Genomic DNA, 13,880 nt, shown 5'->3' with positions numbered 1-13,880 from the left:
CGCGCGCCACCCCGCCGCCAGAAAGCGCATACTGCATTCCAGTGGCGCCGGAATGGCCCCGGCTTGTGATACTTTTCCGGAGTTATGCCGAGCCGTGTGGACCAGCTCGCGCTTCTGTGGAGGCGCAACCCGGATGAGCAAGCGACGATCGCGCTATGCGACGCCTTGCGGGCGGGTGAGCACACGGAGCTCATGATGGAGGTCGGCGCCTTCGCGCGCGACAAACACGCGACGAGCGTGCCCTGCCTCGTGGCCGCCGCGCGCATGTACATGCGGGGCCTGCGGCTTGCGGAAGCGCAAAGCCTGCTCGTGCGCGCAGGCCGGCAAGCACCGCGCGAAGGCCGCATTTACCGCGTGCTCGGCGAAGTGCTGTTGCGGCGCGGCGACGCCGAGCGCGCGGAGAAAGTCTTCGAGCGCGCGGTCGCCTTCGGGGTGTCCGACTCGGAGACGCGCCTCTGGCTCGAGCGCTCGCGCGTGTTCAAACCGATGCACACCGCCGCGGGAACGCGCGCGGTCGCCGCGGAAGTCGAACGCACCGCGCCCGCCGCGCGCGAAGGCGCGCACCCCTTCGAGGCCCTGGCCGAATTGGACACCTCCGTGCGCGATGCTCCGACGGAGCCGCGCGGCGACGTCGCGCAGATCATCGCCAACAGCGGACCGTCCACGGTGCGCGGCATCGCCCCACCGTCACCCGCATCGCCGGTATCACCGGCGGCACCGACGCGCCCGCCCGAGTTACCGCTCATATCCGGCTTCAACGATGGCATGGATGCGACCGCCGTCGCTCCCCCGTCGCACGGCTTCGAAGCGATGCCCTCCCCCGTCGGGCGGGATCGCCATACGCCCATCGGCCTGGGCCCGGCGCCGACCCCGGCGCCTGCGCAAGCGGCCGCCGTCGTGCCTCCGCGCGCCGTCGGCAACGTGAACCTCGGCAACCTGCCGAACATCGGCATTCCGCGCATCGCGGACATCCCGAACATCGACGCCATCCCCAACATCGGCCTCCTCGAGCCGGACAGCAGCTCCGCGCTGCCGGTGTTCTCACCGCCGACGCGCCCCATCGACATTCCCATTCACGTCGAGTCTCCGGTCAACGGAGTCGTCACCGAGCAAGCCGTCGCACGCGTCCCCACGCCGAAGGAGCTGCTCAACGCGCTCGAGTTGGTCGGTGTGTACGAGCCCGCCGCCACCACCGGCCGCCCCAAGTGGGACAAGCCGGCGCGCCGTTTGCGCTGGAAGAGCGCGCTCTTTCTCGTGACGATGATGCTGGCCTTTGGCGGCGGCGTCTATGGAACCTTCCGCCACGTGAACGAGAAGCGCGCGGCCGCGCACCAAACCGCCGAGCGCATGCTGTCGAAGATCGAAGACGATCTGCGCGCCAGCAAGGCCTCCTTGCTGCCCGAAACCGAAAAGGCGTTTGGCCAGGTATTCGACTTGGAATCGCGCTCGCCGCGCGCCGCCGTCGATTGGCTGCGCGAGCGCGCCCTCCTCGGGCTGCTCAATGGCGGGCGGGACATCGCCTTCGAAGATGCCATTGCACGTGCACGCGAGTTGCAAATTCCCGAACGCGACTATGCGTTCGCGCAAGTCGCATCGTTCCTTTTCCAGAGCGACACCAGCGGTGCCGCGGCCCTGCTGCCGCGCTTCGATGGTCCCGCGGAAAAGGATGCACACTACCAGCTTTTTGCCGGCGCGACCCTCGAGCGCGCGGGGGATGCGCGTGCCGTCGAGCGCTACCTCGCCGCGACGCATCTCGATCCGGAATGGCTCCTCGCCAAGGTGCTGCACGTGCGTCATCTCGCCCTCGCGGGCGAATCCGCGAAGGCCTCGGAACAGGCCAAGGCCTTCCGCGCGAAGTACCCGGACCGCGCGGAGGGAGCGGCGCTCATCGCGCTGGCGTGGGCGCGCGATCCTGCGCGCAAAGACAAGCCGCCCGAGGTGAACGAGGTCATCGAGCGCGCCTTGGAGCTGCCTTTGCCGCTTCGGGTCGTACCGCACGCCGTCAAGGCGATCCTCGCCATCGACAAGCACGTGCCAGCGGACGCCAAAGCGGAAATTGAAAAGGGCCTCGCCGTCGTCGATGCACCGGGCATCGCGGTATGGCTCGGCGAGTTGGGCATCTCGCTCGGGGACGAGCAGCTCGCGCGAAAGGCCGCGCTGGTGGCCGTCTCGTTCTCCGCCGTCTATCCGCCGGCGCGCGTGCTTGCCGCGCGGGTCGCGCTTTTGAGCGGGCGATTCGACGAAGCGCTGAAGGCGACGGAGGGCCTGGAGCCCACCTCCGAAGACGTCGCCATCGTGCGCGCAACGGTGGCCTACGAGCGACTCGACGTCGATGGCCTCGAACGCGCCCTTTTGGCCCTTCCGGAGGCCACTCCACTTACGGCGGCGCGTGCGCCGATGATGAAGGCGCGCCTTATCCTCGTGGGCAAGATGCCTCCGGCTCCGACGAAAAAGAAGCCCGAGCCCAATGCCGACGCCGAGCCTTGGAACGACATCGTCGCCATGGACGCCGCGCTCGATCGCGGCGACCTCGACGCGGCGAAGAAGATCGCTGCCCCATGGCAAGCCGACACCACGTCGCTGGCGCGCGCCATTCGACGCTCGCGGCTTGCCCGCTACGACGGCCACCTCGACGATGCCGACGAGTCGAGCCGCGCAGCGCTGGCCGCCGGTCCCACGCCACGCGCCCTCGTCGAACGCGTTCTCGTCCTCGTCGCACGCGGCAAGGCCGCGGAGGTCGCGCCGCTCCTGGCCAAGCAAGGCCAACCCCTTGGTCCTCTGGCCACATGGCTCAATGCGTACGCGGCGGCGTCGGCCGACAAGATGAACGACGCGCGCGGAAAAACCGCCGCCGTCGATCCTCCGCCCGAACTCGCGCCGCTGCCCGCGCGCATCGTGGCCGCGCTGGCACTGGGCACCATGAAGGATGCGCGCCGCGGTTACGTCTACGTGCGCGCGCTCTACGATCTCGGCATCGTCGACCCGGACACCGCCGCCGCCGGCGCCCCACTCGGCATGCGCCCGCCGCCGGTCTGGCGTCGTTAGGCGTTACTCGTAGCGCAGCGCATCGATGGGATCGAGCTGCGAGGCACGCCGCGCCGGGTAGAGCCCGAAGATGATCCCCACGGCGCCGCTGAAGGCCGCCGAAAGGAAGATCACCTGCGGCTGCACCAGCACGGGCCAGCCAAATCGCCCTGCGAGCCATCGTGCAACGCCCACCCCGAATCCGACGCCCAAGATTCCGCCGGCCATCGCCAGCGACAGCGCCTCCACCAAGAACTGCAGCAAAATGTCCGCCGGCTTTGCGCCCAACGCCATGCGCACGCCAATCTCGCGCGTACGCTCCGTGACGCTGACCAGCATGATGTTCATGATGCCGATTCCGCCGACCAACAGCGAAACGGCCGCCACACTCGCCAGGAGCGTGGTCATCGTGTCCGTCCCCTGCTGCTGCGCGCCGGCGATTTCGGCCAGGTTCCGAATCGAAAAATCGTCGTCCGCTCCGTCCCCGAGATGATGCCGATCGCGCAAGAGCGCGGTCACCTCGGTCTGCGCGCGGGATGTGGCCTCGCCGGAAATCGCTTCCACGAAAATCGTGCCCTGGAGGTACTTCCCCAGGCCGCCCTGGATTTTGCGCGCGAACGTCGTGTACGGAATGAACGCGGCGTCGTCGTAGTCCTGCCCGCTCGCCGATTGCCCCTTTCGTGCGGCAACCCCCACGATGGTGAACGGCGTCGTGCCCACGCGCACCGACTGGCCCACCGGATCGGCATTCGCACCGTAAAGCTTCTCTGCCACAGTTTGCCCGAGCACGATGACCTTGGTGCCACCCTCCACGTCCGTGCTGGTGATGTTCACACCGCTCGATACCGGCCAATTGCGAATATCGAAATACTCGGGGCTCGTCCCGGTCACGCTGGTGGTCCAATTCTGCTCTTCACTGACCAGCGATTGCGTCGATCGAAGCGCCGCCGCCGCGCGCTTCACGCTGGGGACCTCGCTGCGAATCGCTTCCAGATCGTCCCACGTCAAGGTGGGCATCGAGCCGAACCCGCCGCGCGAACCACCGGTCGTCGTCGATCCTGGCATGACAATGAGCAAGTTCGTCCCCATTGCCGCGAAAGCCTGCTCGATTTGCGATTTGGCCCCTGCGCCAATGGCCATCATGGCAATGACCGCGCCCACACCGATGATGATACCCAACGTCGTGAGAAAGCTCCGCATGCGATTGCGCCATATCGCGCGCAGCGCCACGCGCAGCGTTTGAAACCAGGTCATGTGGGCGCTTCCTTGGGCGTCTGCCGTGTGTCCGATAGAATGTGCCCATCGCGGACCACCACCACACGCGATGCGTATTCCGCAATGTCCGGCTCGTGTGTGACCACCGCAATGGTGATGCCCGAACGCCCCAGCTCCTGAAAGAGCGACATCACCTCCACGCTGGTCTTCGAATCGAGGTTTCCCGTCGGCTCGTCGGCCAAAATGACCTTGGGCTCGGCGACCAAGGCGCGCGCAATCGCCACGCGCTGCTGCTGCCCGCCCGAAAGCTGGTTCGGGTGGTGGTCCAGCCGCGAGCCCAGCCCCACGCGCTCGAGCGCATGTTTGGCACGGCGATGCCGCTCCGCCGAGCGAATCTTTTGATACAGGAGCGGCAACTCCACATTTTCGAGCGCGCTCGTGCGCGACAGCAAATTGAAACTCTGAAATACGAAGCCCAACACCTGGCTGCGCACCTCGGCCAGCTCCACCTTGTTCATGCGCGAGACCTCGCGCGAGGCCAGCCGATAGCCACCCGAGGTGGGGCGATCCAGGCAACCCAAGATGTTCATCAAGGTGGACTTCCCCGAGCCCGACGACCCCATGACGGCCACGAACTCGCCAGCCTCGATGTCGAGCGAGACGCCGTCCAGCGCGCGCACTTCCACGTCGCCGCCGGTTTGGTAGACCTTGGTGACGTTGTCGAGTTCGATCAACATGGCCTAGAACAGCCGCCCTCCGCCACGGGGGAGCGACGTCGAGGGCGTACTCGGCGCGGCATTTTTGCCGGTCAGCGTGGCATCGATGATGGGCTGATCCCCCTCCTGCAGGTCACCGTTGACGATTTCGGTGTACGTGCCATCGCTCAAGCCGACGTGCACCCGCACCGGCACCGCATTGCCATTGCGCAAAACCCATAGGGTCTTGCGGTCACCGTGCGTCCCATCCTGCTTCGTCCCGCGCGCGGGCCTCGTGCGCCGCGGTACGGGTGGCCCGTTGGGATTCGCCGACGCCGGCGGAGCCTCGGCGCTCGACGGCCCCGCGTCCGCATCCGCGTCGACATTCGGCGGCCGAAAGCGCAGCGCCGCATTGGGAACGGAGAGCGCGTCGTTTCGCTGGGCGTAGACGATGGTCGTATTGGCGGTCATCCCAGGACGCAGCTTCAAATCGGTGTTGTCGACTTCGATGACCGCGTCGTACGTCACCACGTTTTGCACGGTCTGCGCGGCATTGCGAATCTGCCCGATCTTGCCCTTGAAGCGCTGGCCCGGATACGCATCCACCGTGAAGTAGACTTCCATGTTCGACTCGAGCCCGCCCACGTCGCTCTCGGCCACGTTGGTGTCGACCTTCATTTTGCGCAAATCTTCGGCAATCGTAAAAATGACTGGGGCCTGCAGCGAGGCCGCCACCGTCTGCCCCACGTCCACGCTGCGCGAGATGACCGTGCCATCGATGGGTGAAATGATGCTCGTATACGACAGGTTCACCTTGGCCTGATTGAGCTGTGCACGCGCCTGCGCCAGCCCTGCCTCCGACACACCGACGGACGCACGGGCCACCTGCGCGGCCGTCTCGGCGGTCTCCAAATCTTTCTGCGAGGCAAGCTCGGAATCGCGCAACGCCTTGGCGCGCACGTACTGGCGATCTGCGTCCATGGCCGTGGCCTTGGACTTGTTCAAATCCGCCTGGGCGGACAGATAGTTGGCATTGGCCTGCTCCACCGCCGCCTCGAACAGCAGCGGGTCGATCTTGGCCACGAGCTGGCCCTTTTTTACCGGTGAGTTGAAATCGGCATAAAGCTCTTTGATGCGCCCCGATACCTGGGTACCGACTTGCACCGTCACCGTCGCAGCCAATGTGCCGCTCGCGGTGACGCGCCCCACGATGCTGCGCTTTTCCGCCTTTGCTGTTTTGTAAACCACGGGAGGCTCTTTGTGAGCCTCGTGGTAACGCCACGATCCAAAGGCAAGACCGCTCAACAGCGCGATGGCAATCACCATCGTGACGACTTTTCGAATCTTTTTCATCGAAGTTTACATGCGTTTACATAGGACAATTACATACGCCGCAGTCCTGCCGTATTCGCCAATAGCATTTCGCGAATCGCCTGGGCCCGATCCCTAGCAACGGGCACCCGCACTCCATTCCCCTCGTCACGTAAACCCACGCCCACGAACAAGTGAGTCTCGTTGCCGTCGCGCTCCAGTTCCTTGACGGCAGCGGCGTTCACCAGCCAATTGCGATGAACGCGCGGAAACGCGTGACCGAACGAAGCTTCGATGGCCGAAAGCGATAAATCGATGTCGAACGTGCCGTGCACGGTGTGGACGAAGGTCAGCCGGTCGGCGGCCTCGAAGGCCCATATCTCCGGCGCGTCGAGAAAGACCAGCCTATTTTTCCGGCGGGCCACGATGCGCGAAGGCCCCGACGAGGGCGCCGGCGTGCTGCCCGGCGGAAACAGCGACGCACGCCGATCGCGCACGCGCAAAAGGCACTGCAGGACGCGCTCCTCGGTGAACGGCTTGAGCAGGTAATCGACGACGCCCAGGTCGAACGCCTCCAGCGCGTGCCGCTCGAAGGCCGTCGCCAGCACCACGGCGGGCGAGCGCGGTCCCGGGGTCATCGACCGCACCAGGTCGAGGCCTGCTTCGTCACCGTCGCCGGCGAATTGCACGTCGACGAAGAGCACGTCGAGCCCGAAACCGGGCGACTCGATGCGCATCGCCTCACGCGCCGATTCGATATCGCCGACGGCGCCAATCACCTCCGCGAGGCCCGTGCCGTGGAGCAGCTCCACCAGGTAGTTGCGGGCGGGCCATTCGTCCTCGACCACCAGTGCGCGAAGCCTTCCCCCGTCTTCCGATTTCATGATGTCCCCGATTTGACGAGTGCCGCCCGCGGAATGGCCACGGTGGACACGGTGCCTGTCGCCGAAGAAGCCAAGCGAAGCGCCGACCCCGGATAGCGCAGCGAAAGGCGTTGCCGCACCGAGGTAAGCCCGAAGGTGCCATTGCGCGTCTTTTCGGGGACGCCGGGGCCATTGTCCTCGACCACGAACACCGCTTCCTCACCTTCCACGAAGGCCCGCACCGTTACCTCGCCGCCGCCGCCCTTTCGCCGCAACGCACCGTGCTTGACGGCATTTTCGACCAGCGGCTGCAGAAGCAGTCGCGGAAGCTGCACGTCGGAAAGCTCTTTGGCGATGTGCCACTGAAAGAGCAACTCGCCACGATGGCGCGCCTCGAGGATGGCGGCATACCGTTTCAGCCAGGCCACCTCTTCTTTCAGCGATTGAAACTCGTGATCGTCGCGCAATGCATCGCGCAACAGATCGCCGAGGCAGGCGATGAGGCGGCGCGCCTCGCGCGGATCCTCGGTGACCAACCCGGCAATGGCGTTCAACGTATTCAGCAGAAAGTGCGGCTCGAGGTGCGCGCGCAGCCGGGAAAGCTCGGCCATGCTGCGAAGTTTGTCGGCCTCGAGCGCCCGCACCCGCGCGTCTTCTTGCGCGAAGGGGTACACGAAGGCGAGCGCCCAGATACCGAAATAGAGTTGGCTGAACGAGAGGCCGAACAGCGTCGCCTTCTCCAGCGGAACGTTGCGTACGCCCAGGTATTGCTGGACGAACCAGAGGAGTGCGCCGCCGACGAAGCCGATGGTGCCGGCCACGAGAGAGCCCGATACGATGGCGCGCGCCGAGGACATGTTGCGCCGGAGCGCCCATGCGTGGGTCGCCGACAAAGCCACCATGAGAATGGGCACCTCGATGGCGAGGTACATCGAGTGGACCGCCGCGCGGAACTTGTCCGGAATGACGTAAAATTGCGTCCCCGCCTGCAGCAGCACCGCGCCCGTCACGACGGCGGCGCCAAAGAGCCTTCGCCGCTGCGGTGTGAACCGCGCCTCCGCGCCCTCTGGCGCCGACGCCACCGGCACGACGTCCTCGCGCGCCTCACGCGCGGGATGACGCTGCTGCGTGGCAGCGATGGTCAGATCGCTCTTGGTCGCGGACATGACGTTAATCGTACTCATGGCCGCCCTTCGCGTCCCACGGCCGGTCTGCATGGGAACCCCCTTCGTCGGATCCGAACGACCTCAGCATTATTTCACCGGACAAACACGTGCCATTGAAGCGGACCGCTTGCGCCCCTATCGAGCCTGAGTGAATCGCGCTCTTGCATTCGTTGCTCTTACAATCGTGTCAGCCTGCGGAGGATCCGCATCCACCCACAGGGAGGGCGCCCGCCCGGTGCTCGCCGCGCCAGCCCCGGCACCGGCCGCCACGGACACGGCCTCGACCGCAGACGATGGCTTCCGGGCCCTCGAGCGCCGCTACGTGCTGGAATTTTTGCGCCGCAACCCGACGGCCAACACGTACCTCGGCGGCGCCGGATTGGATCCGTCGCTCGCCGAGGCCGACGGTCGCCTGCGCGATCACTCGAAGGCTGCGCTGGAGGCCGAGGATCGATGGCTCGCCGCGATGGACAAGGAATTCCGGGCGGCGACCGACTTGAAGACTCCGGCACTGCGCATCGACCGCGAGGTGGCGCTGGCCCAAATTCGGTTCCTTTTGCACCAGCACCAAGTGCGGCATGACCAAGAGCGCGCCCTCGACACATACGTCGACGAGCCCTCGCGCGCCGTGGACTTCACCCTGCAGGGCATGACGTCCTCGGGAACGCGCATCGGCACGCCCGAGGAATGGCGAAGGCTCGCCGCGCGGCTTCGCCGTGTGGGGCCCTACTTCAAGACGGCGCAGGAGAACCTCGCCATGGGCGTGGCCTCGGGGCGCACCCCCGATGTGCGCATGCTGGTCCGCAATGGCCTCACCGCCACGGAAGCCGGTGTTCCCTATTTCGAAACGAAGTTCCCGGGCATTGCGGCGGTGAACATCTCCGATGAATCCCTCCTCGCGGAGGTCCGCGAAGCGTCTCGCACGGCGGCCGCCGGCTACCGCGATTTTCATCGTTACGTGGCCACCACCTTTTTCGACGATCCCGCGAAGGGTGAAAAAGGCGTCAAGAAGGCCTTCGCCGGCGACCGTTATGCGATGGGTGAGGCCGAATACGATTGGGCCATCACGCACAATCTGCGATTGAACACCACGGCGGCGCGCCTCTACGAAGAATCATGGCCGGTCGTGCAGGCGACGCGCGCGAAGATGATCAAACTCGCACGCGAAATCGGTGCGAAGCGCAAGCTCGCACTCCCGGCGGACGACGATAGCGCCGTTCGGGCGGTGTTTGCGGCACTCGATCGCGATGCCCCGGCGACGAACGACGAGATGTTCAAGGCGTACCGCACCACGTGCTTCCGCCTCATCGACGGAGCGCGCCGCGCGGGCCTCTTCGAGATACCCACCGATTACCGACTCGACATCATGGAGACGCCCGAGCCGCTCCGGGTGAGCATCATGGCCGCGTACTATCCCGCCCCGCCCTTCAAGGCGAGTGGGGTGGGCCACTTCTACATGACGCCGACCGACCAAAAGCACCAAAAGGCCAATTTCCACGAGATGGCCGATTTGTGCGCGCACGAAGCCTTTCCCGGACACGACTGGCACTACAAAACGATGACCCGCTTCAAGGACGAGATAAGCCCCTTGCGCTGGCTGACGCCGGGCGCGGTGGAGGACTCGTCTTCGATGTGGGCCGACTCCATGGCCGTGGAAGGTTGGGGCGTCTACGCCGAGTCCTTGATGGCCGAGCCACTCGGCGATTCGCCGCACGGCTTGCTCACCCCCGAGGAGCACCTCTACGTGCTGCGCGGCATTCACTTCCGCGATTTGCGCGTGCGTGTCGACACGGGCATGCACATCGGGCGCCTCTCGTACGACGACGTCGTCGAGCTACTGGCCAACGGCCCCACCTTCCTAACCGGCTCCTGCCGCGACCGCAAGGCCAGCCCCGAACAACGCGCCGCCTGCGAGCGCGGCGCACAAGGAGCCGCCCGCTACGCCCGCTCGCCGACGCAAGCCATCACATACCGCCTCGGCAAAGAAGCCATCGAGGCCATGCGCCGGGAAGTCGGCGGCGATCACGCGAAGCTCCAACGCTTCCACCTCGCGTTCATGCGCCAGGGAACCATTCCGCCGGGCTACTTCCGCGACGAACTTCTCCGCGAGCTCCGCTAGGAGAGGGATTCACAGGAAGACGGGAAGACGGGAAGGTCAGAATTTTTTTTGTTTTTCTCCAGGTCGTCCCAATTGGACGACTGTTGCTAAAACAACAAAAACTTCCCGTCTTCCCGTCTTCCTGTGAATTCTCTTCTAGCCGCGAAAGAGTGAGGGCATTTCCAGATCGAGGAGCCAGCGCTTCGTTTCGATGCCGCCGCCGTAGCCGGTGAGGCTGCCGTTTTTGCCGATGACGCGGTGGCAGGGAATCACGATGGCGATGGGGTTGCGGCCGTTGGCGGCGCCCACGGCGCGAACGGCGTCGGGGCGGCCGACGGCGCGGGCGATGTCGGAATACGAGCGGGTCTCGCCGAAGGCGATGGTGAGCAGTTCGCGGTAGACGGCGCGCTGAAATTCGGTCCCGTTGGGGCGCAGCGGCATGTCGAAGACATGGCGTTTGCCCTCCAGGTATTCGTTCAATTGTGACTCGGCCGCGTCGAGCAGCTCGTGCCGTTTGGCCGGCTCGGAATCGCTCGCATCGCGGTCGTGCTCGAAATGAATCGCCGTAATCGCTTCGTGCGCCGCGACGATGCGAAGGGGCCCGAAGGGCGCCATCATGTCTCGGTGGTAGCGCGTCGTCGTCATGTTGGTCTCCTTGTTTATCCGCCCGAACCGAGCGACGTCCATAGATGCAGGACCGCGTAGGCGCGCCATGGGCGCCAGGGTTCGGCCATTTCGCGCACGGCCTTTGGCGGTGCCATGCCCAGCGCTTTGCGCACGCCCAGATCGGAAGCCGGAAACGCGTCGGGCCATCCCAGAACGCGCATGGCCATGTATTGCGCGGTCCAATCTCCGAATCCTGGCAGCGCCTCGATGGCGTTGATCTTCACTTCGGGTGCCACGCCATCGTCTTCCAGCACGAGGGTCCCATCGGCCACCACGCGCGCCAGCCCGATGATCGCGGATGCACGCGTCCGGGGGAAACCCTGCGAGGCCACTTGATCGACGGATGCGCGCGCGAGCACCTCGGCGGACGGAAAGAGGCAGTCGCCATTTTCCAGCGTCTCCCCGAAGGTGCGCGCGATGCGGCCGCTCAACGTCGTCGCCGCGCGCACGGAGACCAGTTGCCCCGCAATGGCGCGGACCGCCGTCTCGAAGCGGTCGAACGCGCCCGGAACGCGCAGCCCCGGGCGCGCCGTCACGAAGGCGCCCAGCACCGCGTCATGGCCCAGGTGCTCGGCGATAGCCAGCGGGTGCGCGTCCAGATCGAACAGCGCGCGCAACCTCGCACGGAGCGGCATGAGCACGCTCGCCAACGACAGCGACACGCGCGCCCAGAGGACCGGCTTCACCGGATCGTGGTGCACGGACACGACGCCGCACTTCCCATCGATGCGCACCGTACGCCGGTAGACGCCGTCCTTCACCGATTCGACACCGGGAATCGCGCGGTCGCCGATGAATCGAAGCAGCGTTTCCCATTCGAGCGGCGGCCGGTAATCGAGCCGCAGCGCAATCGGTTCCTCGGGCGCGTCACCCCCTGCCGCACGGCGCCCGCCGTGACCGCGGCGCACCGCCGACGGCGGCTTTCCAAACCGCGCCGAGAACAGCGCATTGTAGCGGCGCACGCTGGAGAAGCCGCTCGCGAACGCGATGTCAGTCAGCGAAAGATCCGTATCTTGCAAAAGCTGTTTCGCCAGCGCCAGCCGCCGCGACTGCGCCAGTTCCACGGGCGAAACGCCGAGCTCCGCCTCCGTCGCGCGCCGCAGATGCCGCGGCGTGACCCCGAGCTCGGCCGCCAGCTCGTCCACGGAGTGCTCGTTCAAATAGCCGCGATCGATGCGGGCGATCGCCGCCTGCACCAGCGCGGGAAGCGCATCGACGTTCGCCCCGCCCGGCGCGAGCTCGGGCCGGCAGCGAAAACAGGCGCGAAACCCATCGCGCTCGGCCTCGGTCGCCCGCCGAAAGAAGACGCATCGGTCTCTACCGGGCGTGCGCACCGGGCAAATCGGGCGGCAGTAAATGCCCGTCGTCGTCACCCCGACGAAAAACGCTCCGTCGAACCGCGCATCGCGCGCGCTCAGTGCTCGGTAGTAACCTTCGGCATCCACGCCACCTTACGTAGCGCCGCCGGGGGAACAAATCTGGCCATTTTCGGACCTGGCCACGAATCCCGCGTCAGGCCGCGATGAGCCCCGCGCTTTCCAGCAATCCGTCGCGCACTTCGTAGAGCCGCACGCGGATCGTATCTTCTTTTTCCGACACCACGGCCGGCGCCCCGAAGATGCGGTCTCGTCCGCCGACGACCACCCGATTCACCGTGTAGTGCAGGTGCCCGTGCAAGAGCTGCACGTCGCGGTGCTCCTCGAGGAGCTTCATCATCCGCGCCCAGCCGCGCAGCCCGTCGATCCACTGCCACGCCGGCACCTTGTGCGGGTGCGGCGGGTGGTGCTGCACCACCACGATGGCCTTGCGCGAGAACGCCGGATCCCGCAGCCTCCGCTCGAGCGCCTCGGCGTTGTCGTCCGAGAGCTCTCCCGACGAGCGGGTCACCGGCTGGTGACAGGCCACGTCGAGCGGCATGATGCAGAAGTTCGGACGCTCCACCACCGCCCCCGGACCATGGGCCGACGTCGGCGCATACTCGCGGAGCGGACCTTCGAGTGCCTTTTGCCAGGCGCCCGGCGACGTGTACGCGTCGTGGTTGCCCGGGACCATCGTCACGTCGGAGGGCGCGATCCCCGAACCGTGAAAGACTTCGGCCACCGCTTCGAACTGCCGAGCCGTCCCCGTCTCGGTCAAATCACCCGAGACGACGACATGATCGACGCCTGCGCGCCGCGCCGCCTGGAGCGCACGCGTCACTTTGCGCATGCGCTCCCGTGCATCCAACTTTCGACCAATGCTGACAAAGCGCACGTCGAATCCGTAGCTCCGGCTCCCGTCCGGACACGGCTCGAGCAAGTGCAAATCCGACAAATGAGCGATGCGGGTCGTCTTCACCGACATGGCTACCTCCAACGCGAGCACCCGGCGTTGAAAGTCGGACGCGGCAAGCCGCGTACCTCCGGGGCGCTCGTTGCACCCATATTTCGCAACGCCAGGTGTCTCGGTGACGGCGCACTCGCAACGAGTTCGCACCAATCCGGGCGCTTTCGAGAAACGTGCAAGTTACACGTGGGTGACCGCGACCCTCGAAGCGCGGCTGTGACTTTCGCGCCCCCGCAAAACCCGTAGCAAACCCGACCACACGGCAGGCAGGCCCATCTTTAGCCCTTGCAAGCTTGCATCGTGTGGGCTTTCAGGTAACCTCTCTTCTAACTCACGACCGCCGGGCACCACGCTTTCGCATTTTTCAACGGTTCAGACCGGCGAAGCACTGAGGTCAGACGATCGGGAGGTGGCGAGACCCGCCGCGCCCTCTCCTTCCGACTCTGCGGCTCAATTGGATGGTAGGTCACTTGAATGCGCGTCAGCATCTGCGCACTGTTTGCGAGCCGTAAGCGAG

Annotated in this window: 10 protein-coding genes; 2 read left to right on the top strand and 8 right to left on the bottom strand. The window is 65.9% G+C overall.

The genetic code is table 11. The annotated features are described in order from the left end of the window. The first annotated feature begins 84 nt into the window (after nucleotides 1-84). The gene (locus LVJ94_11945) at nucleotides 85-3,045 is read left to right on the top strand and encodes a hypothetical protein (GenBank protein ID WXB07939.1); all 2,961 of its coding nucleotides are present in this window, start codon (nucleotides 85-87) and stop codon (nucleotides 3,043-3,045) included. 3 nt (nucleotides 3,046-3,048) lie between these two features. Here the strand turns inward: LVJ94_11945 and LVJ94_11940 are convergent, their stop codons facing one another. Genes LVJ94_11940 through LVJ94_11920 form a run of 5 tightly spaced genes read right to left on the bottom strand, consistent with a single transcriptional unit; the run spans nucleotide 3,049 to nucleotide 8,292 of the window. Next, a complete protein-coding gene (locus LVJ94_11940; GenBank protein WXB07938.1) occupies nucleotides 3,049-4,278 on the bottom strand; it encodes an ABC transporter permease in 1,230 nt (409 codons plus the stop codon). Beyond that, nucleotides 4,275-4,973, bottom strand: coding sequence for an ABC transporter ATP-binding protein (locus LVJ94_11935; protein WXB10710.1), 699 nt, complete (start codon nucleotides 4,971-4,973; stop codon nucleotides 4,275-4,277). Before LVJ94_11935 ends, LVJ94_11940 begins: the two co-directional genes overlap by 4 nt. A gap of 6 nt (nucleotides 4,974-4,979) precedes the next feature. Continuing rightward, complete coding sequence (locus tag LVJ94_11930; protein WXB07937.1) at nucleotides 4,980-6,287, bottom strand: efflux RND transporter periplasmic adaptor subunit; 1,308 nt, start codon at nucleotides 6,285-6,287, stop codon at nucleotides 4,980-4,982. A gap of 29 nt (nucleotides 6,288-6,316) precedes the next feature. After that, nucleotides 6,317-7,129, bottom strand: a complete 813-nt coding sequence (locus tag LVJ94_11925; protein WXB07936.1) for a LytTR family DNA-binding domain-containing protein — start codon at nucleotides 7,127-7,129, stop codon at nucleotides 6,317-6,319. Then, complete coding sequence (locus LVJ94_11920) at nucleotides 7,126-8,292, bottom strand: histidine kinase (protein ID WXB07935.1); 1,167 nt, start codon at nucleotides 8,290-8,292, stop codon at nucleotides 7,126-7,128. The genes LVJ94_11925 and LVJ94_11920 overlap by 4 nt, the downstream gene beginning before the upstream one ends. 217 nt (nucleotides 8,293-8,509) lie before the next feature. On the opposite strand from LVJ94_11920, the gene LVJ94_11915 reads away from it, so the two are divergent. Then, nucleotides 8,510-10,393 carry a DUF885 domain-containing protein gene (locus tag LVJ94_11915; protein ID WXB07934.1) on the top strand — a complete coding sequence of 628 codons (1,884 nt, stop codon included), beginning with the start codon at nucleotides 8,510-8,512 and terminating at the stop codon, nucleotides 10,391-10,393. A gap of 135 nt (nucleotides 10,394-10,528) precedes the next feature. Here the strand turns inward: LVJ94_11915 and LVJ94_11910 are convergent, their stop codons facing one another. From LVJ94_11910 to LVJ94_11900, 3 genes are all read right to left on the bottom strand, one after another. Continuing rightward, nucleotides 10,529-10,990: a methylated-DNA--[protein]-cysteine S-methyltransferase gene (locus LVJ94_11910; GenBank protein WXB10709.1), complete on the bottom strand. Its 462-nt coding sequence runs from the start codon at nucleotides 10,988-10,990 to the stop codon at nucleotides 10,529-10,531. Nucleotides 10,991-11,031: 41 nt separating this feature from the next. Then, nucleotides 11,032-12,483, bottom strand: a complete 1,452-nt coding sequence (locus LVJ94_11905; GenBank protein ID WXB07933.1) for a helix-turn-helix domain-containing protein — start codon at nucleotides 12,481-12,483, stop codon at nucleotides 11,032-11,034. A 67-nt stretch (nucleotides 12,484-12,550) separates the two neighbouring features. Then, nucleotides 12,551-13,381 carry a metallophosphoesterase gene (locus LVJ94_11900; protein WXB07932.1) on the bottom strand — a complete coding sequence of 277 codons (831 nt, stop codon included), beginning with the start codon at nucleotides 13,379-13,381 and terminating at the stop codon, nucleotides 12,551-12,553. Nucleotides 13,382-13,880: the final 499 nt, after the last annotated feature.

It is taken from the genome of Sorangiineae bacterium MSr11367 (genome assembly GCA_037157805.1).
GTDB classification, from domain to species: Bacteria; Myxococcota_A; Polyangia; order Polyangiales; family Polyangiaceae; genus Pendulispora; species Pendulispora rubella.
This window is presented reverse-complemented; position numbering and strand designations above follow the sequence as displayed.